General features: G+C 70.2%; 21 protein-coding genes and 1 pseudogene. 18 read left to right on the forward strand and 4 right to left on the reverse strand.

The window, feature by feature from the left end; all coding sequences use genetic code 11:
• Positions 1-7 precede the first annotated feature (7 nt).
• The 10 genes from AC1D2E_RS15415 to fabG are packed head-to-tail and all read left to right on the forward strand — an operon-like array spanning position 8 to position 9,448.
• A complete protein-coding gene (locus AC1D2E_RS15415; RefSeq protein ID WP_286504364.1) occupies positions 8-319 on the forward strand; it encodes a phosphopantetheine-binding protein in 312 nt (103 codons plus the stop codon).
• A gap of 3 nt (positions 320-322) precedes the next feature.
• On the forward strand, positions 323-961 hold the full coding sequence (locus tag AC1D2E_RS15420; protein WP_478198186.1) for a COG4648 family protein: 639 nt from the start codon (positions 323-325) through the stop codon (positions 959-961).
• A gap of 13 nt (positions 962-974) precedes the next feature.
• On the forward strand, positions 975-2,672 hold the full coding sequence (locus tag AC1D2E_RS15425; protein WP_478198187.1) for an AMP-binding protein: 1,698 nt from the start codon (positions 975-977) through the stop codon (positions 2,670-2,672).
• Between the two features lie 49 nt (positions 2,673-2,721).
• On the forward strand, positions 2,722-3,669 hold the full coding sequence (locus AC1D2E_RS15430; protein ID WP_478174186.1) for an acyl-CoA synthetase: 948 nt from the start codon (positions 2,722-2,724) through the stop codon (positions 3,667-3,669).
• A complete protein-coding gene (locus tag AC1D2E_RS15435; protein ID WP_478198188.1) occupies positions 3,641-4,279 on the forward strand; it encodes a LolA-related protein in 639 nt (212 codons plus the stop codon). Before AC1D2E_RS15430 ends, AC1D2E_RS15435 begins: the two co-directional genes overlap by 29 nt.
• Positions 4,276-6,666: an MMPL family transporter gene (locus tag AC1D2E_RS15440; protein WP_478198189.1), complete on the forward strand. Its 2,391-nt coding sequence runs from the start codon at positions 4,276-4,278 to the stop codon at positions 6,664-6,666. The genes AC1D2E_RS15435 and AC1D2E_RS15440 overlap by 4 nt, the downstream gene beginning before the upstream one ends.
• Positions 6,667-6,682: 16 nt before the next feature.
• Entirely contained in the window at positions 6,683-7,510 is an 828-nt protein-coding gene (locus tag AC1D2E_RS15445) for a polysaccharide deacetylase family protein (protein WP_478198190.1), read from the forward strand.
• A complete protein-coding gene (locus AC1D2E_RS15450; protein WP_478198191.1) occupies positions 7,507-8,256 on the forward strand; it encodes a class I SAM-dependent methyltransferase in 750 nt (249 codons plus the stop codon). Before AC1D2E_RS15445 ends, AC1D2E_RS15450 begins: the two co-directional genes overlap by 4 nt.
• Positions 8,253-8,720, forward strand: a complete 468-nt coding sequence (locus AC1D2E_RS15455) for a hotdog family protein (RefSeq protein ID WP_478198192.1) — start codon at positions 8,253-8,255, stop codon at positions 8,718-8,720. Before AC1D2E_RS15450 ends, AC1D2E_RS15455 begins: the two co-directional genes overlap by 4 nt.
• Positions 8,717-9,448, forward strand: a complete 732-nt coding sequence (gene fabG / locus AC1D2E_RS15460) for a 3-oxoacyl-ACP reductase FabG (protein WP_478198193.1) — start codon at positions 8,717-8,719, stop codon at positions 9,446-9,448. Before AC1D2E_RS15455 ends, fabG begins: the two co-directional genes overlap by 4 nt.
• A gap of 106 nt (positions 9,449-9,554) precedes the next feature.
• Here the strand turns inward: fabG and AC1D2E_RS15465 are convergent, their stop codons facing one another.
• The 4 genes from AC1D2E_RS15465 to AC1D2E_RS15480 are packed head-to-tail and all read right to left on the reverse strand — an operon-like array spanning position 9,555 to position 12,318.
• Positions 9,555-10,331: a glycosyltransferase family 2 protein gene (locus AC1D2E_RS15465; protein WP_478198194.1), complete on the reverse strand. Its 777-nt coding sequence runs from the start codon at positions 10,329-10,331 to the stop codon at positions 9,555-9,557.
• Entirely contained in the window at positions 10,298-11,095 is a 798-nt protein-coding gene (locus tag AC1D2E_RS15470; RefSeq protein WP_478174178.1) for a lysophospholipid acyltransferase family protein, read from the reverse strand. Before AC1D2E_RS15470 ends, AC1D2E_RS15465 begins: the two co-directional genes overlap by 34 nt.
• A 15-nt stretch (positions 11,096-11,110) precedes the next feature.
• On the reverse strand, positions 11,111-12,142 hold the full coding sequence (locus AC1D2E_RS15475; protein WP_478198195.1) for a chorismate transformation FkbO/Hyg5 family protein: 1,032 nt from the start codon (positions 12,140-12,142) through the stop codon (positions 11,111-11,113).
• Complete coding sequence (locus AC1D2E_RS15480; protein WP_478198196.1) at positions 12,139-12,318, reverse strand: hypothetical protein; 180 nt, start codon at positions 12,316-12,318, stop codon at positions 12,139-12,141. The genes AC1D2E_RS15475 and AC1D2E_RS15480 overlap by 4 nt, the downstream gene beginning before the upstream one ends.
• A gap of 158 nt (positions 12,319-12,476) precedes the next feature.
• Here AC1D2E_RS15480 and AC1D2E_RS15485 point away from each other — a divergent pair, with 158 nt between their 5' ends.
• The 8 genes and pseudogenes from AC1D2E_RS15485 to AC1D2E_RS15520 form a co-directional block, all read left to right on the forward strand.
• A complete protein-coding gene (locus tag AC1D2E_RS15485) occupies positions 12,477-13,202 on the forward strand; it encodes a YebC/PmpR family DNA-binding transcriptional regulator (RefSeq protein ID WP_478174175.1) in 726 nt (241 codons plus the stop codon).
• Positions 13,203-13,227: 25 nt separating this feature from the next.
• Positions 13,228-14,523: a phosphoribosylamine--glycine ligase gene (gene purD / locus AC1D2E_RS15490; RefSeq protein ID WP_478198197.1), complete on the forward strand. Its 1,296-nt coding sequence runs from the start codon at positions 13,228-13,230 to the stop codon at positions 14,521-14,523.
• Entirely contained in the window at positions 14,523-15,458 is a 936-nt protein-coding gene (gene hemF / locus AC1D2E_RS15495; protein ID WP_478198198.1) for an oxygen-dependent coproporphyrinogen oxidase, read from the forward strand. Before purD ends, hemF begins: the two co-directional genes overlap by 1 nt.
• Positions 15,449-16,069: a nicotinate (nicotinamide) nucleotide adenylyltransferase gene (gene nadD, locus AC1D2E_RS15500; protein ID WP_478198199.1), complete on the forward strand. Its 621-nt coding sequence runs from the start codon at positions 15,449-15,451 to the stop codon at positions 16,067-16,069. The genes hemF and nadD overlap by 10 nt, the downstream gene beginning before the upstream one ends.
• Positions 16,069-16,737 (forward strand): ribosome silencing factor, encoded by a 669-nt coding sequence (rsfS, locus tag AC1D2E_RS15505; protein WP_478198200.1) that lies wholly within the window; start codon positions 16,069-16,071, stop codon positions 16,735-16,737. The genes nadD and rsfS overlap by 1 nt, the downstream gene beginning before the upstream one ends.
• On the forward strand, positions 16,734-17,201 hold the full coding sequence (gene rlmH, locus AC1D2E_RS15510; RefSeq protein ID WP_478198201.1) for a 23S rRNA (pseudouridine(1915)-N(3))-methyltransferase RlmH: 468 nt from the start codon (positions 16,734-16,736) through the stop codon (positions 17,199-17,201). Before rsfS ends, rlmH begins: the two co-directional genes overlap by 4 nt.
• A gap of 120 nt (positions 17,202-17,321) precedes the next feature.
• Positions 17,322-17,933, forward strand: a complete 612-nt coding sequence (locus tag AC1D2E_RS15515; RefSeq protein ID WP_478198202.1) for a Maf family protein — start codon at positions 17,322-17,324, stop codon at positions 17,931-17,933.
• 6 nt (positions 17,934-17,939) lie between these two features.
• A pseudogene (locus AC1D2E_RS15520) lies at positions 17,940-18,329 on the forward strand (ribonuclease E/G); the annotation flags it as partial.

An 18,329-nucleotide genomic window follows, 5' to 3' on the forward strand; every position in this document is an offset into this window, starting at 1 on the left:
TTCTCCTTTGTCATCGACTGCCCAATCCCCCGTTCCCGCCGCTGGCGACGCCTCCGAACAGTCACCCCTCGAGAATGAATTGGCTGTCCTCCTGGTCGAGTCGCTCAACCTCGAGGTGGCGCCGGCCGACATCGTGCCGACGGCACCGCTGTACGGCGAAGGGCTCGGGCTCGATTCGATCGACATCCTGGAAGTCGCGCTGGAGGTGTCTCGCAAGTACGGCTTCCAGCTGCGCTCCGACGACGAGCGCAACCAGCAGATCTTCGAGTCGCTGCGCAGTCTGGCGGCGCATGTCGCGGCGCACCGCGGCACTTCCTGACCGATGTCGCGTTGGCGCATGGCGCTCCTGCTGCTGGCGGGTGTCGGCTATGCCTGTGTCTCGCACTGGATGATGCTCTACCACGCGGCCGAGCCCTGGGCCGTGGTGGTGCTGCTCGGACCGCTGTGGCTGACCGCGCTGGGTCTCGCAGGCAGCCGCTTCGGCAGCTGGGGGCTGTCGCTGGCCGGACTGGCCGGCGTGGCGGTGTTCGCGCTGGTGCTGCTTGGCGAGGCCGGCGATCCGAATCGACTCTACGTGCTGCAGCATGCCGGCATCAACGCGTTGCTGTGCGGCTGGTTCGGCGGCACGCTGCGCGGCGACCGGCTGTCGCTGATCGGCCAGTTCGCCCAGCGCGTGCATCCGCTGTCGCCGGCCATGCGCGTCTATACCGCCCAGGTCACATGGGTCTGGACACTCTATTTCGCCTTGATGGTGGTGGCCTCGATCGCGGTCTATGCCCGCTTCTCGTTCGCCGCCTGGTCGGTGCTGGCCAACCTGCTGACGCCGCTCATGGTGGCCGGCCTGTTCGTCGGCGAGTACCTGCTGCGCTATCGGCTGCATCCCGAATTCGAGCGCACCCGCCTGATCGATGCGGTGCGCGCCTTCTATGGTGCGTCGGCGGATCACACCGCGCGGCGCTGAATTGACGAATCCCTTGAGCCTCGAATCCTTCCTGCCGCTGCTGGCCCAACGCGATCTCGACCAGCCCCTCGCATGGCGTGCCGGAACACCGGTGAGCGCGCGCGAGTTCCTCGCCGACGTGGCGCGTTTCGCCCCTGAGCTGCTGCCCGGCGGCCCGGTCGTCAACCTGTGCGTCGACCGCTATGCCTTCGCGGTCGGGCTGGCGGCGGCCCTGGTGCGCGGCGAAGCGAGCCTGCTGCCCCCGGATGCGCGTCCCGACACGCTGGCGCGGCTGCACGAGGCGGGTGATCCGGCCTATGCGGTGATCGACGACCCGAAGCTCGAGACCCCGGGCCTGCCGCGCGTTCTGATCGAGGACCGTCCGCCCGTTGCCGGTGGGCCCGAGCCGTCTCTGCCGGCCATCGCTGCCGGCATGCACGCGGTGAGCCTGCTGACCTCGGGCTCGACCGGTGCGCCGCAGCCGCACGCCAAGACCTGGGGCACCCTGGTCGGCGACGTCAAGGCCGCGGTCGATCGGCTGGCCGCTCTGCTCGATCGGCCCACGCTGGCCGGCCTGACGCTGGTCGCCACGGTGCCGGTGCAGCACAGTTACGGGATCGAATCCTCGGTGCTGCTGGCGCTGCTGGGCGGCGCCGCCTTCGACAGCGGCCGGCCCTTCTTCCCCGCCGACGTGGCCGAGGCGCTGGCCTCGGTGCCGCAGCCGCGGGCGCTCGTGACCACGCCCTTCCATCTCAAGACGCTGTTGCTGTCGGGCATCGCGCTGCCGCCGGTGGACCTGATCCTGTCGGCCACCGCGCCGCTGTCGCCGCAGTTGGCGGCCCAGGCCGAGCAGGCCATGGGGGGCGTGCTGATCGAGATCTACGGCAGCACCGAATCGGGCCAGGTCGCCACCCGCCGGCCGACGCAGGGCGAGGTCTGGGAGACCTTCGGCGAGATCCGCGTGCATGCGGAGCATGACGCGGGCGGCGCCGAGCGCTTTGTCTTCTCGGGTGATTTCATCCCGGAACCGACGCCCATGGCCGACATTCTGGAACTGGTGGACGACCGGCGCTTTCGCCTGCTCGGCCGTGCCAACGACCTGATCCACGTCGCTGGGCGGCGCAGTTCGCTGGGCTACCTGAACCATCACCTCAACAGCATCCCCGGCGTCGAGGACGGCGCCTTCTGGCTGCCCGACGAGGTGGCCGACGGCGTCGTGCGGCCGGTGGCCTTCGTGGTGGCCCCCCAGCTGGATGCCCACGCCATCATCGCGGCGCTTCGCGAACGGGTCGAGGCGGTGTTCGTGCCGCGCCGCGTGGTTCACGTGGCGGCCTTCCCGCGCGAGGGCACGGGCAAGCTGACGGCGCGCGCGTTGCGCGAGTTCGCCTTGGCGCAGCTGGCTGCCGACGGCACGCCGGTGCAGGTCACGCGCGAGGTGCCGGCCGACCACCCGGCCTTTGCCGGCCACTTTCCCGGCCAGCCGCTGCTGCCGGGCGCGCTGCTGCTGTCGGAAGTGCTGGAAGCCGTGCGCGGCGTGCCGGCGCTGGCGGCGCGCATCGGCGCCGAGCCGACGCTGGCCGCGGCCAAGTTCCTGGCGCCCGTGCGCCCGGGCAGCAGCCTCGTGATCGACCTGCTGCCGGAGACCGGCGCCTCGCGCGGCCTGAAATTCGAGGTCCGCTGCGGCGACATGGTGGCGGTCAGTGGACGCTGGGTGCCTGGCGCGGGTTCATGAGGGCCGCTCCCAAGGCGAATACCGCGGTGCGAAGCACGGAGCTTGCCTCATGAGCCGAAGAGCCGACTGGTCGCGCGCGCCGGAGCGCAGCAACCTGCTGGCGCTGCGCATCATCTGTGCGATCGCGATCCTGTGCGGGCGGCCGCTGACGCGACTGATCCTGCACCCGATCTCGCTCTACTTCCTGTTGTTCTCGCCGACCCCGCGGCGACACATCAAGCGCTACCTGTTCCGGGCCATCGGCCCCAAGGCCGGCTGGGCCGACGGCTATCGACTGCTGCATGCCTTCGCCTCTACCGTGCTCGACCGGCTCTACTTCCTTCGCGGGCGGATGGACCTGTTCGACATCCGCGTTTACGGCAACACGCCGGTCGAGGTCGAGGTGAAAGCCGGCCGCGGCGCCTTCCTGCTCGGCGCGCACGTCGGCAGCTTCGAGGCGCTGGGGGCCTGCAAGCACCGCGCCCCCGATCCGGCCGACCTGCGGCCGGCGATGCTCATGTACCCCGACAACGCGCAGCAGATCAACGCCGTGCTGAATGCCATCAGCCTGCCCGAGCTTCGGCCGCACGTCATCGCCCTCGGCCGGCCGCACTCGATGCTGGCGCTGCGCGACTGGCTCGATGGCGGTGGCCTCGCGGGGCTGCTGGCCGACCGCACGCTGGCCGGGCCCGAAGAAGCGGGCCAGCAGCGCGGCAGCAGCATCGAGGTCTCCTTCCTAGGCCAGCCGGCGCTGTTCAACGACGGGCCTTTCCGGCTGGCCGCCTTGCTGCGACGCAAGGTCTTCTTCATGGCGGGCCTGTACGTGGGCGGCGCCCGCTACGATGTGCTGTTCGAGCCGCTGGCCGACTTCAGCGAGCGCGTGAGCGACCCCGCCGAGCGGGAACGGCGTATCCGCGCTGCGCTCGAAGCCTATGTGGCGCGGCTCGAGGCCCTGTGCCGCGCCTACCCGTACAACTGGTTCAACTTTCATGATTTCTGGCTCGAAGATCCGCATTGAACGCTGGGGCAGGGCGATGCTCGCGGCCCTGGCGCTGGGTGCCTTCCTCAATGCGTCCGCCTGGGCCTTCGACCTGCCTGAACTGATGGGCCTGCTGGCGCAGCAGAAGAGCGGCGAGGCGCGATTCACTGAACAGCGTTTCGTTCGCGGCCTCGAGGGCCCGCTGGACGCCAGCGGCGTGCTGAGCTTCACCGCTCCGGATCGGCTGATGCGCCGCACGCTGTCGCCGCGGCCGGAGACGATGAGCGTCGAAGGCAACACGCTGACCCTGTCGCGCAGCGGCCGCACCCGCACGCTGGCCCTGGACAGCATGCCCGAGCTGCTCGGCATGGTCGAAGCCCTGCGCGGCACCCTCAGCGGCAACGCCCAGGGCCTGCAGCGCTATTTCCGCAGCACGCTGTCGGGCTCCGCCGGCGGCTGGACCCTGGACCTGGAGCCGATCGACCCGCGCCTGGCAGCCCAGGTGCGCTCGATGCGCCTCAGCGGCCGCGGCGGCGAGGTGCTGGGGATCGACATGGAGTTCATCGGCGGCGATCGCTCGGTGATGCGCATCACGCCCGAACGCGGCGCCGGCGCTGCCGCCTCGACGTCCACCCGCTCCGCCCCGTGACCCGAGGCGCCGCCGCACCCGGTCGCCGCCGCGTTGCGCTGACCCTCGGCCTCTGGCTGCTGGCGCTGGCCGCCGGCATCGCGCTGATCGCCCGCACGCACTTCAGCGCCGACCTGTCGGCCTTTCTCCCGGCCAGCCCCGACGCGCGCCAGCAGGTGCTGATCGAGCAGCTCCAAAGCGGCATCGCCTCGCGCACGATCTTCATCGGCATCGAGGGCGGCCGCGATGCGGCGCAGCGCGCGGCGGTGTCGCGGGCGGTGGCCGGCGCGATGCGCCGGAGCAGGCTGTTCGACCTGGTCCAGAACGGTGACGCCAGCGACTGGAAGGACACCGGCCCCTGGGTCTTCGACCACCGCTATCTGTTGTCGCCCGAGCTGACCCCCGAGCGCTTCACCGCCAACGGCCTGCGCGACGCGATCGTCGACAGCCTGTCGATGCTCGGCACGCCGGCGGGCAATGCGCTCAAGCCGTTGCTGGAGCGCGATCCGACCGGCGAGACGCAGCGCATTGCCGAAGGCCTGATTCCGGCAAGCTCGCCGCGCAGCGAGGAGGGCGTCTGGGTGTCGCGCAGCACGCCGCGGGCGTTGATCCTGGCCACCAGCCACGCCGCGGGCAGCGACCTCGACGCCATCGCCCAGGCGATTGCAACGGTGCAAGGCGCCTTCGATGCCGCCACGCGCGACATGGCCGGCGCCGGCCCGAAGCTCGAGATGACCGGGGCCCCGGTGTTCTCGGTGCAGAGCCGCGACCAGATCAAGTCCGAGGCCATCCACCTGGCCGTGGTCGGCGGGATCGTGATGGGCGCCTTGCTGCTGCTGGCCTTCGCCTCGCCGCGGGCGCTGGTGATCGCGCTGCTGCCGGTGGCCACCGGCGTGGTCGGCGGCACGGCGGCGGTGAGCCTGGTCTTCGGCGAGGTCCACGGCCTGACGATGGGCTTCGGCAGCACGCTGATCGGMGAGACCGTCGACTACGCGATCTACTACCTGATCCAGGCGCGCGGCGCCGCCGTCGCCGGCACCGGCTGGCAGCGCTGGCGCGACATCCATTGGCCCACGGTGCGCCTCGGCCTGCTGACCTCGGTCTGCGGTTTCGCGGCCCTGGTGTTTTCGGGTTTCCCGGGACTGGCGCAGCTCGGCGTGTTCTCGATCGCGGGCCTGATCGCGGCGGCGCTGGTGGCGCGCCATGTGCTGCCCGTGCTGGCGCCGGATGGCGCCACTGGCATGGGTATGCGGCGCCAGATGGCGCTGCTGGCGGGCTTCCTGGTGCGCGGGCTGCCGCGCCTGCGCTGGCTGCTCTCGGGCCTCGGCGTGGCGGCGCTGGGCCTGGTGCTGTGGCAGGGCGGTTACCTGTGGCGCGCCGACCTGGGCGCGATGAGTCCGGTGCCCAAGGCGATGCAGGCGCTCGACGCCGAGCTGCGCGAGGACATCGGCGCCAGCGACGGCGGCACGCTGATCGTGGTCCGCGGCGCCGACGTCCAGGCCAGCCTGCGCAGCACCGAAGCGGCAGGCCAGCGCCTCGATGCATTGGTCGACAAGGGCGAACTGGCCGGCTTCGAGATCGTCACCCGCGTGCTGCCGAGCGAGGCGGCGCAGGCGGCGCGCATCGCGAGCCTGCCCGATGCCGCGACCCTGCGCGGCCGCCTCGTCGAAGCCACCCACGGCCTGCCGCTGCCGGCCTCGCGRCTGGAGCCCTTCATCGCCGATGTCCAGGCGGCCAAGACCCAGCCGGCGATCCGGCGCGCCGACCTGCAGGGAACGCCGCTGGACGCGGTGGTCGGCGCGCTGATGTTCGAGCGCGCCGGTGGCGGCTGGTCGACGCTGATCTCGCTGCATCCCGGGGCCGGCTTCGACCCCAAACGGCTGTCCGCAGCGCTCGACGGCCTGTCCGACGTCCAGGTGGTCAACGTCGGCGACGAGCTGTCCGGGCTCTACAAGCGCTATCTGCGCGAGGCTTTCATGCAGGTCATGCTGGGGGCCCTGGCGGTGGTGGTGCTGCTGGCCCTCTGGCTGCGATCGGGACGCCGCCTGCTGGCGGTCTGCCTGCCGCTGGTGGTGGCGGTGGTGCTCACGCTCGGCGGCATGGCGGCCCTGCAGGTGCCGCTCGGCATCCTGCATCTGGTCGGACTGCTGCTGATCGTGGCAGTCGGGTCGAATTACGCGCTGTTCTTCGACCAGCTGCGCGAAACCGGCCGCGCCGACGAGGACACGCTGGCTTCGCTGATGCTGGCCAATCTGACGACCGTGGTGTCCTTCACGTTGATCGCGATTTCCGACATCCCGGCCCTGTCCTCGATCGGCCGCGTGGTGGCGCCCGGCGCGCTGCTGGCACTGCTGCTGTCGGCGGCTTTCGCGCGTGCCCCGGCACCGGCCGGAGGAGGCCGTCGCTGATGGGAAAATCGGCACCATGACTTCCGTCGTTCCCGCCCTTCGTTCCGGCTCCTGGCCCTGGCCGCCGCTGGTGCGTGCCAGCGTCGGCTGGCACCTGCTGGCCCTCGCAGTCGCCTTGACCGTGCCCGGTGCCATCCCCTGGGCCATCGGCGCCGTGCTGCTGAACCACGTGCTGATCACCGCCGCCGGCCTGACGCCGCGCAGCAGCCTGCTGGGGCCGAACCTGACGCGGCTGCCGCCGGCCGCCGAGGCGCGGCGCGAGGTCGCGATCACGATCGACGACGGCCCCGATCCGGAGGTCACGCCGCAGGTGCTCGACCTGCTCGACGCGCACGGGCAGCGCGCCACCTTCTTCTGCATCGCCGAGCGCGTGGCCGCGCATCCGGCGCTGGCGCGCGAGATCGTGGCCCGCGGCCACAGCATCCAGAACCACACGGCACGGCATCGTCACAATTTCTCGCTGCTCGGGCCGCGCGGCTTCGAGGCCGAGATCTCGCGTGCCCAGCAATTGCTGTTCGACGTCACCGGCGAGCGGCCGAGTTGCTTCCGGGCACCGGCCGGGTTGCGCAACCCCTTCCTGGCGCCGGTGCTGCATCGGCTGGGCCTGTGCCTGGTCAGCTGGACGCGGCGCGGTTTCGACACCCGCGAGCGCAGCGCCGCCACCGTGCTGGCGCGACTCACGCAGGACCTGAGGGCCGGCGACATCCTGCTGCTGCACGACGGCCATGCCGCGCGAACGGACAACGGGCGCGCCGTGGTGCTGGAGGTTCTGCCGCCGCTGCTCGCGCGCCTACGGACCGACGGCCTGCGCGCCGTGACGCTGCCCGAGGCCCTGGCCGCATGACAGGCGCCGTGTCCACGGACGCCGCATGGCGCCAGATCCACGCGCACGCGACCGCGCCGTACCGCCAGGCCGGCAAGTTCGCCTGGCACTTCGCGCGCGGCAAGCTGGGGCGCGATCCGGTCTTTCGCGGACTGATCGAACGCGGCCTGATCGGTGTGCACCGGCGCCGCGTGGTCGACATCGGCTGCGGACAGGGGCTGTTCGCGAGTCTTCTGGCGACGCTCGAGACGATGCAGTCGCGGCCCGGCGCATGGCCCGCATCCTGGGCCGCGGCGCCGGCTTCCGTCCGCTACACCGGCATCGAGCTGATGCCGAAGGACGTGGCGCGCGCCCAGGCCTCGATCGGACACCTGCAGCCGGCGCCGGAGTTCCTCTGTGCCGACATGTGCAGGGCCGAGCTGCCGCCCAGCGACCTGGTCGTGATCCTCGACGTGCTTCACTACGTCGACCTCGACGCGCAAGAGGGCGTGCTGCGCCGCGTGCGCGAGGCCCTGCAGCCGGGTGGACGCCTGCTGCTGCGCGTCGGCGATGCCGCCAGCCGCCGCGGCTTCGCGATCAGCCAGTGGGTCGACCGCACGGTGACGCGGATTCGGGGCCATCGCGTGTCGCCGACCTGGGGCCGCCCGCTCGACGCCTGGATGGCGCTGCTGGAGCGCCTGGGATTCACAGTCCGCAGCATTCCGATGAGCGCGGGCACGCCCTTCGCCAACGTGCTGCTGGTGGCCGATATCAAGGAAGCCGAATGACCGCACCCCAGACCCTCGACCGCGCCGGCATCGCCCGGCGCATTCCCCACAGCGGCACCATGTGCCTGCTCGATCGGCTCGCCTCGTGGGACGAGCAGGCGATCCATTGCACGACCGCCACGCATGCGCATCCGGACAACCCGCTGCGCACCGCCTCGGGATTGATGTCGCCCAACCTGATCGAATATGCGGCGCAGGCGATGGCGCTGCATGGCGGCTTGCTGGCGCCGGAGGGCAGCGAGCCCTCGGCCGGTTTCCTGGCCAGCGCCCGCAACGTGCGGCTGAGCGTGGCGCGCATCGACGACATCGACGGCGAACTGCACGTGCATGCCCAGCGGCTCACGGGCGATGTGAGCCAGATCCTCTATCAATTCGCGGTCAGGGATGCCGCCGGCCGCGCCCTGGCCGAAGGCCGCGCCGTCGTCGTCCTGAACACCCCGCTCGCCATGGAAAGCAACGCATGAGTCTCATCGGAAAACGCGCCCTGATCACCGGCGCCAGCGGCGCCTTGGGCGCGGCGATTGCCCAGCGCCTGGCGCGCGACGGCGCCAGCGTGCTGCTGCACGCCAACTCGCGGCCCGAGTCGGTCGAGCAACTGGCCGCGACCATCGCTGCCGCCGGCGGCAAGGCCGAGTGCGTGGTCTTCGACCTGCGCAGCGACGAGGCCGCGCAGGCGGCCTGCCAGCGCCTGCTCGAGGGCGGGCCGGTGCAGGTCATCGTCAACAACGCCGGCGTGCACGACGACGCGGTGCTGCCGGGCATGCGGCCCGAGCAATGGCACAAGGTGATCGATGTCTCGCTCAACGGCTTCTTCCGCGTGACGCAGCCGTTGCTGCTGCCGATGCTGCGCACGCGCTGGGGGCGCATCCTGAACATCTCGTCGGTGGCGTCGTTGACGGGCAATCGCGGGCAGGTCAACTACGCGGCGGCCAAGGGGGGTCTCAACAGCGCGACCAAGGCGCTGTCGCTCGAAGTCGCGGCGCGCGGCGTGACCGTCAATGCGATCGCGCCGGGGATCATCGCTTCGCCGATGGCGGATGGGGTGTTCGACGCCGCGATGATCAATCAGATGGTGCCTGCGAAGCGCGCTGGGACGCCCGATGAAGTTGCGTCGCTGGCCGGGTTCCTGGCCAGTGACGAGGCGGCCTACATCACGGGGCAGGTGATTTCTATCAATGGCGGGATGATTTAGGCGGCTGTCCTCGGGGGACCGGCGCGCTCGGCACGCGGTACGGGCCAGCGGTGACGTCGGCCGGCCCAGGGCATACCGCCCGCCACCGACGCCCATGCCGTTCAGATCAACGCTGAAACGGCGGCGCCCGCCGCAGCTTGCGAAACACCAACCCAGGCAGCCGCAGCACGAACTCCACCATCAGCCGCGTGTGCATCCAGGTCAGCAGCAGGTTGTCGCGCCCGTAGCGAAAGTGCGAGACACCGCCTTCCTCGGCAGTGAGGTACTTCACCGGCGCATCGATGTTGACCGGCTTGACGCCGCGCCAGGCCAGGCGCACGACAGCCTCGGTGTCGAAGTCGAAGCGCCGCATCCACGGTTGCCGCGCCATGACCGCGATCAGGTCCGCCACCGGGTACACGCGGAAGCCGTAGAGCGAGTCGCCGATGCCCGCGAACAGCGTCTCGAGCTGGGTCCAGCCGTTGGAGACGCGTCGCCCACGCACCCGCAGCAGCGGCGCACTGGCATCGAAGACCGGGCGCCCGAGCACCATCGTCTCGGGCCGATCCTGCGAGGCTCGCATGAAGGCCGGGATCAAGTCCGCCGGGTGCTGGCCATCGGAATCCATCGTCAGCGCATGGGTGTAGCCGGCTTGCTGCGCCTCGCGCAGTCCGCGCAGCACCGCCGCACCCTTGCCCTGGTTGTGCGGCAGGAGCCAGACACGCAGGCCGGGGTCGTCCTCGGCCATCCGCTGCAGCCGCTCTCCGGTGCCGTCGGTGCTGCCGTCCACCACCACCCACACAGGATTCCATTGCGCGCGTGCCGCCTTGACCGTGGAGAACAGGCGTTCGCCCGTGTTGTAGCTCGGGATCAGGACAAGGTGGGTGCGCGAGACGTCTGGCATGCGGGCCGCGCTTCGGGGGCGCGCTGTTCCATGGATTGGCGGTAATAGAGTTCGATCTGCTGCAGCAGCGCGTTGCTGTCTTGCGACGGCGCGAAGCGCTGGCCCAGGCTCAGGCGGAACACGATCGGCAGCGGCGGCACGCGCCACAGGGGCCAGCCCTTGCCCAGGTACGGCGTATCGGTGTCGATGAAGACGGTCTGGATCGGTGCCTGGGCCAGCTTGGCGATCAGCGTGACGCCCGGCCTGAAGGTGTTCAGCGGCGGCGTCACGGTGCGCGTGCCCTCGGGGAAGATCACCAGCTGGCCGCCGCTGCGCAGGTCGTCGACCGCCAGCCGCACCATCGTGCGCGCCGAGTCGTTGCGGATGTAGCGCGCCAGCCGGGCGCCCGCGCCGAGGAAGATGTTGCGCATCAGGTCGGCCTTCATGATGCAGGCGCTGCGCGGCAGGCGCGCCACCAGCAGCAGGGCATCGAGCATGGTCGGATGGTTGGCGACGAAGATCAGCCCGCGCTCGTCGCGCAGGGCATCGAGGCAGTCGGCCTCGATGCGCATCATGCCGCTGAACGAGGCGGCGGCCCAGAAGACCCGGTAGGCGCGGGCGATCACGCTGCGGCCGAGTGCGCGGCCGGTGGCTTCCGGCAGCAGCGGATAGAGCAGCATTGCAAGAACGTTCCAGACCAGCGAGATGGCGCCGAGCAGCAGCAGCAGCGCGTACAGCGGCAGCGCGAACGGGATCGAGAGTCCCAGGCGAAGCAGCCGGTTCATGAAAGGCCCGGACCGTCAGGCGCGCAGTGCGCCGGGTGCGACCGAATGGGCCTCGATCTCCACCAGCAGGTCCTGGCGGCAGATGTCGGCTTCGAGGTAGACCGCATGGCTCACCGTGTGCGCTGCCGGGCCCAGCGCCTCTTCGAGGGCCTGCCGCACCCGGGGGGCGTCCGCGGCATGGCGCACGTAGACCACGCAGTCGAGCGCCGCCAGGTCGAAGCTGGCGCTGGTGCGCGCGTTGGCCGCCGCAATCACGGAGGCAAGGTTGCGCAGCGTCTCGTGTACCTGGGGCAGCAGTTCGCCCACATGCATGGTCTCGTGGCCGACGATGCTCGCCGTGCCCGAGATGAAGAGCGCGACATCGCCGCCGCCGATCTCGGCCAGTGCTGCGCGCGAGAAGGTCGGCGCCCGCGGCCCGTAGGCAGGCGGGTAGCGGTAGGCGGAGACCTGGCGCGGGTTCTCGACCGCGAGCGCAGCCGTATGGCCGGCCAGGAAGCGGATGCTCAGCGCGCCCTGGTGGATGCCGAGGGCGCAGGCGGCCGGGGCGCCGTCGAAGGCGGACTGCCCGGCATCGACGAAGGCCTGCTGCCGGCCGGTGTTGAACTGCCGGTAGCGCTCCATGCCGCCGCCATCGCCGTTGATCTGCGGCAGGTAGTTCCAGATCCGAAGCAGATGGCTGCAGCCGGTTTCATCCAGCGCAGCGAACAGATCGCGGTAAGCGCGCTCCGCCAGCGCAGCGACGCCGGTCCGCTCGACGCTCTCGTCGAGGTCGATGGCGCCGAGCGTCCAGTGGCCGTCGCTGCGCCAGCGCACCACGCCGGTGGTGCCCGACTCGACGTGCTCGCCGGCATGCCAGACATCGGCCATCGCGGCGCCGCCGGTCAGTACGCGTGCGTTCACGGTCGGCATCCAGGCCAGGCCATGGGGCGTGCCGTAGCCGAGCGCACCGAAAGGGGCAACGGCGCCGGCCGCGAGGGCCAGGCTGTCGGTCAGGCTGAGGCGCTGCACGCGCAGCGGCGGTGCGCCAAGAGGGATTCGTGCGGTCATTGGGCCTCGACGGTGTTTTCGCCGGCGAGCGGCCCGAGATCTCGGATGTTGCGCCGCCGCCGCTGCCAGGCATGGCAGGTCGGGTGCGGGTGGGTGGCACCCCCGCCGATCACGAGCACGTCGCAAGTTTCCCTCGCGGGCAGAGCGGATTCGGGAATCGTCGGGGGATTGTTCATGCGCGTGGGCTGGGAAATGGGTCGCGCAGGAGGCGCATCAAGCGGGGATTATCCCAAAAAGGCATCGGCGCTCCTGTCGGACGGACCCGGCAGTTGCGCCCGCCGGACAGTAAACTCGCTGCCTGGATTGAAAACACAATATTGCGAGAGATAGAGCCATGGCCGGACATAGCAAATGGGCGAACATTCAGCACCGGAAGGGCCGTCAGGACGAAAAGCGCGGCAAGCTCTGGACCCGCGCCATCCGTGAAATCATGGTCGCCGCGCGCACCGGCGGCGGCGACCTGGGCGCCAATCCGCGGCTGCGGCTGGCGGTCGAGAAAGCCAAGGCGGTCAACCTGCCGATCGACACCATCAAGCGCAACATCGACAAGGCCACCGGCAACCTCGAAGGCGTCAACTACGAGGAGATCCGCTACGAGGGCTACGGCATCGGAGGCGCCGCCATCATCGTCGACACCATGACCGACAACCGCGTGCGCACCGTCGCCGAAGTGCGCCATGCCTTTTCCAAGCATGGCGGCAACATGGGCACCGAAGGCTCGGTGGCCTTCCAGTTCAAGCATTGCGGCCAGTTCGTCTTCGGGCCCGGCACCAGCGAGGACAAGGTCATGGAAGTGGCGCTCGAGGCCGGTGCCGAGGACGTCGTCGCCGACGACGACGGCGCGATCGAGGTGCTGACCGCGGTCGCTGATTTCGAGGCCGTCAAGAACGCCCTCGAGGCCGCGGGCCTCAAGCCCGAGGTGGCCGAGGTCACGATGCGGGCCGAGAACACCATCGAGCTCGCGGGCGAAGAAGCCGCCCGCATGCAGAAGCTGCTCGACGTCCTGGAAGACCTGGACGACGTGCAGGACGTCTATCACAACGCCGCGTTGTCCGAATGACGGCCCGGCGAACGAAAGCCCGCGAATGAAGGTACTGGTGATTGGGGGCGGCGGCCGAGAGCACGCACTGGCGTGGCGTCTGGCGCAGTCCGACCGCGTCAGCCGGGTCTGCGTGGCGCCGGGCAACGGCGGCACGCGTTCCGACGCGCGCTACGAATGCGTGGACATCACGGCGCCGGCCGAGCTCCGGGCCTGGGCCCAGAAGGAAAAAATCGGCTTGACCGTGGTCGGCCCCGAGGCGCCGCTGGCGGCCGGCGTGGTCGACGAGTTCCGCGCCCACGGCCTGCGCATCTTCGGGCCGACCCAGGCCGCGGCGCAGCTCGAAAGCTCCAAGGCCTTCTCGAAGGCCTTCATGAAGCGCCACGCGATTCCGACCGCCGAATACGAGGCCTTCACCGACGCCGCGGCGGCCCATGCCTACGTCGACGTCAAGGGCGCGCCGATCGTGGTCAAGGCCGACGGGCTGGCGGCCGGCAAGGGCGTGGTGGTCGCCACCACGCTGGCCGAGGCGCACGAGGCGATCRACTTCATGCTGCTCGACAACAAGTTCGGCGTCTCGCACAACGAGGGCGGCGCGCGGGTCGTGATCGAGGAGTTCCTCACGGGCGAGGAGGCCAGCTTCATCGTGCTGTGCGACGGCAAGAACGTCACGGCGCTCGCCACCAGCCAGGACCACAAGCGCCTGCTGGACGGCGACGAGGGACCCAACACCGGTGGCATGGGCGCTTACTCGCCGGCGCCGGTTGTCACGGCCGAGGTCCATGCGCGGGCGATGCGCGAGATCATCCTGCCGACCATCCGCGGCATGGAGAAGGATGGCATTCCCTACACCGGCTTCCTCTACGCCGGCCTCATGATCGACGCCAAGGGCCATCCGAAGACGCTGGAGTTCAACTGCCGCATGGGCGACCCGGAGACGCAGCCGATCATGCTGCGCCTCAAGTCCGACCTGTTCGAAGTCTTCTGGCACGCGACCGACGGCACGCTCGACCAGGTCGAGCTCGAGTGGGACCGCCGTGTCGCGCTCGGCGTCGTGATGGCCGCCCACGGCTATCCGCTGGCGCCGCGCAAGGGCGACCGCATCAGCGGCATTCCGCCCGAGGCGCCCGACGCCGTGGTGTTCCATGCGGGCACCACGCTCGATGGCGGCGAGCTCACCACCAGCGGCGGTCGCGTGCTGTGCGTCACGGTGCTGGCCGACAGCGTCAAGCTGGCGCAGCAGCGCGCCTACGCGGTGGCGGCGCGCATCCAGTTCGACGGCGCCCAGTACCGCAAGGACATCGGGCACCGCGCGGTCCACGCACGCGGCCCCCAGGCCTGATGCCAGGCAGCGCAGACACCGGTGAGGCCCGTCCGGAAGCGGTGGCGGCCTACCTGCGCGGCCTGCAGCAGCGCATCGTCGAAGCGATCGAGGCGGCCGATGGCGGCCGCTGCGTTCGCGACCCCTGGCAGAAGGAAGCCGGCGAGCCGCTGCAGGGCAGCGGCCTGACCTGCATCCTCGAGGGCGGCGCGCTGTTCGAGCGGGCCGGTTGCGGTTTCTCGCAGGTGCGCGGGCCGCGCCTGCCGCCCTCGGCGACCCAGCACCGGCCCGAACTCGCCGGCGCACCGTTCGAGGCGATGGGCGTGTCGCTGGTCTTCCATCCGCGCAATCCCTACGTGCCGATCGTCCACATGAACGTCCGCATGCTGGCCGCGCTGCCGAAGGATTCCGCGCCGGTCTGCTGGTTCGGCGGCGGCATGGACCTGACGCCGTGCTACGGCTTCGAGGAAGACGCGGTGCATTTCCATCGCGGCTGCCGCGATGCGCTGGCGCCTTTCGGCGATGACAAGTACCCGCGCTTCAAGACCTGGTGCGACGACTACTTCACCTTGAAGCATCGCAACGAGCAGCGCGGTGTCGGCGGCATCTTCTTCGACGATTTTTCCGAGGGAGGCTTCGAACAGAGCTTCGCGCTGCTGCGCTCGGTCGGCGATGCCTTCCTGCCGGCCTACCTGCCGATCGTCGAGCGGCGCCGCGACATGCCGTATGGCGAGCGCGAGCGCGCCTTCCAGCTCTACCGGCGTGGCCGCTATGTCGAGTTCAACCTGGTCTGGGACCGCGGCACGCACTTCGGCTTGCAGTCGCGCGGACGCACCGAATCGATCCTGCTGTCGATGCCGCCGCTGGCCAGCTGGGCCTATCGCCAGGAGCCCGAGCCGGGCAGCCCCGAGGCGTCGCTGTACAGCGACTTCATCATCCGGCGCGAATGGCTCTGAGTCCACCGCGCGTCGGTGTCTTCGGCGGGGCCTTCGATCCACCGCACGACGCGCACGTGGCCCTGGTGCGGGCGGCGCTGGCGCAGCTGGGCCTGGCCGAGCTGCGCATCTTTCCGACCGGGCAGGCGTGGCACAAGGAACGTACGCTCAGCGCTGCCGACGACCGTCTCGCCATGGCGCGACTGGCTTTCGACGGCATCCCCGGCGTGATGGTCGACGCCCGCGAGATCCTGCGTCCCGGCCCGACCTACACGCTGGACACGCTGCGGGAACTGCAGCAGGACCTGCCCGGCGCTCAACTGGTTCTGATCGTGGGGGCCGACCAGGCCTTGTCGCTGCCGCGCTGGCACGGTTTCGAGGCGATTCTCGCGACCGCTATAATTTCGGTAGCAAATCGCGCAACTGCCACGGGCCCCTCCGGCCCATTCGATCCCGGAATGCTGGCACCCCTGCCGTCCGGCGCGCGATTCGAGCAACTCCAAATCCAGCCGATGGACACCAGCGCGACCGATATCCGGGCGCGCGCTGCGCGTGGCGAGGACCTCCGTGGTCTGGTTCCGACGGCGGTTGCACGCTATATTGACAGACACCACCTCTACCGACCCGCCTGATGACCACTGAAGCCGCCGCAAAAAAAGACATCCAGAAACTCCAGAGGGCCATCGTCGACGGGCTCGAGGACGTCAAGGCGCAGGACATCCAGGTTTTCGACACCGAACATCTCTCGCCCCTGTTCGAACGCGTGATCGTCGCTTCGGGCACCTCCAACCGCCAGACCAAGGCGCTGGCCTCCAGCGTGCGCGATGCGGTGCGCGATGCCGGCTTCCACAAGCCGCGGGTGGAGGGTGAGGCCAACGGCGAGTGGATCATCGTCGACTGCGGTGCGGCCGTGGCGCACATCATGCAGCCTGCCATCCGCCGCTACTATCACCTCGAGGAGATCTGGGGCGACAAGCCGGTGCGCACCAGGCTCGGCGCCGCCAAGCCGGTGGCCGCTGTCCAGGCCAGCGAAGAGAAAGCGCCTGCCGCCAAGAAGGCGCCCACCTCGCTGCGCCGCTCCAGCGCCGCCAAGACCGCGATCCGCTCCGCCGAGCAGGCCGCCAAGCTCGAGAAGCAGAAGCCCGCGGCCAAGAAGATCGCGGCGCGCAAGACCGCCGGGGCCAAGACGCCGGTGAAGACCGTGGTGGTCAACAAGGCGCCGGCCAAGAAGGCGGCCGCGAAGAAGGCCGCTCCCGCAGCGAAGAAGGCCGCACGCAAGACGACCTCGTCGAGGTCATGAAGCTGCTGGTGGTCGCGGTCGGGCAACGCATGCCCGACTGGGCGCAGACCGCCTGGGACGACTACGCCAAGCGCTTCCCGCCCGAACTCAAGCTCGAACTGCGCGCGGTCAAGACCGAGCCGCGCGGCTCCAAGACCCTCGAAACGCTGTATGCCGCCGAGCGGGAGCGCATCGAGGCGGCGATCGCCAAGGGCATGCGCATCGTCGTCCTCGACGAGCGCGGCACGGCGCTGACCACCAAGGCGCTGGCTGCGCGCCTGCAGGCCTGGCAAGGCGAGGGCGATGACGTCGCGCTGGTGATCGGCGGGCCCGACGGGCTCGATCCCGCGTTCAAGGCCGTTGCGCACGAGCGCATCCGGCTGTCCGACCTGACCCTGCCGCATGCGATGGCGCGCGTGCTGCTCGTCGAGCAGCTGTACCGCGCGTGGTCGGTCAATGCCGGCCATCCGTACCACCGCGAATGAGCGCCGCCCGGCCGCCCGAAGGCGCTCGCACCGCAGTGCGCAGCACGGAGGTTGCCTTATGAGCGCCGCCCGGCCGCCCGAAGGCGCTCGCACCGCAGTGCGAAGCACGAAGGTACTCCCGTGAGCGCCGATTTCCGTTTCATCTACCTCGCATCGCAGAGTCCGCGCCGCGCCCAGCTGCTCGGGCAACTCGGTGTGTCGCATGAACTGCTGCTGGCCATGGCCGACGAGGACACCGAGTCGCTCGAGGCCGTGCAGCACGGCGAATCGCCCACCGCCTACGTGCAGCGCGTCACGGCCTTGAAGCTCGATGCCGCCGTGTTGCGGCGCGAGCGCCGCGGCCTGTTGGCGGCTCCGATCCTGTGTGCCGACACCACCGTGGCGATCGGCCGCACGATCCTCGGCAAGCCGGAGGACGGCGCCGATGCCGAGCGCATGCTGGCGCTGCTGGCGGGCCGCACGCACCGTGTGATGACCGCCATCGCATTGCAGCATGGCGACCGGCGGCTGGCCGCGCTGAACGTCTCGCACGTCCGCTTCGCGGCGATCGGCCCGGCGCAGATCGCTGCCTATGTCGCCGGCGGCGAACCCCTCGGCAAGGCCGGGGCCTATGCCATCCAGGGCCGTGCCGCGGCCTTCATCGAACACATCAGCGGCTCGCATTCGGGCATCATGGGACTCCCGATGTTCGAGACTGCGGCGTTGCTGCGCCAGGCCGGCTTCGAGATCTAGAGCAACATGCAAGACATCCTGATCAACTGGTCCCCCCAAGAGACCCGCGTCGCGCTGGTCGAGCACGGCGCCGTGCAGGAACTCCATGTGGAGCGCACGCTGGAACGCGGGCTGGTCGGCAACGTCTACCTGGGCAAGGTGTCGCGCGTGCTGCCGGGCATGCAGTCGGCCTTCATCGACATCGGCCTCGACCGCACGGCTTTCCTGCACGTGGCCGACATCGTGGCGCCTTTCACGCCGGGTTCGCGGCCGAGCACGCAGGCGCCCGAGCGCGACCATCGCAACGGCGGCGCCATGGTGCCGATCGAGAAGCAGGTGTTCGAGGGCCAGTCGCTGCTGGTGCAGGTCATCAAGGACCCGATCGGCACCAAGGGCGCTCGGCTGTCGACCCAGATC

This window comes from Variovorax sp. P1_H2 (assembly GCF_056405295.1).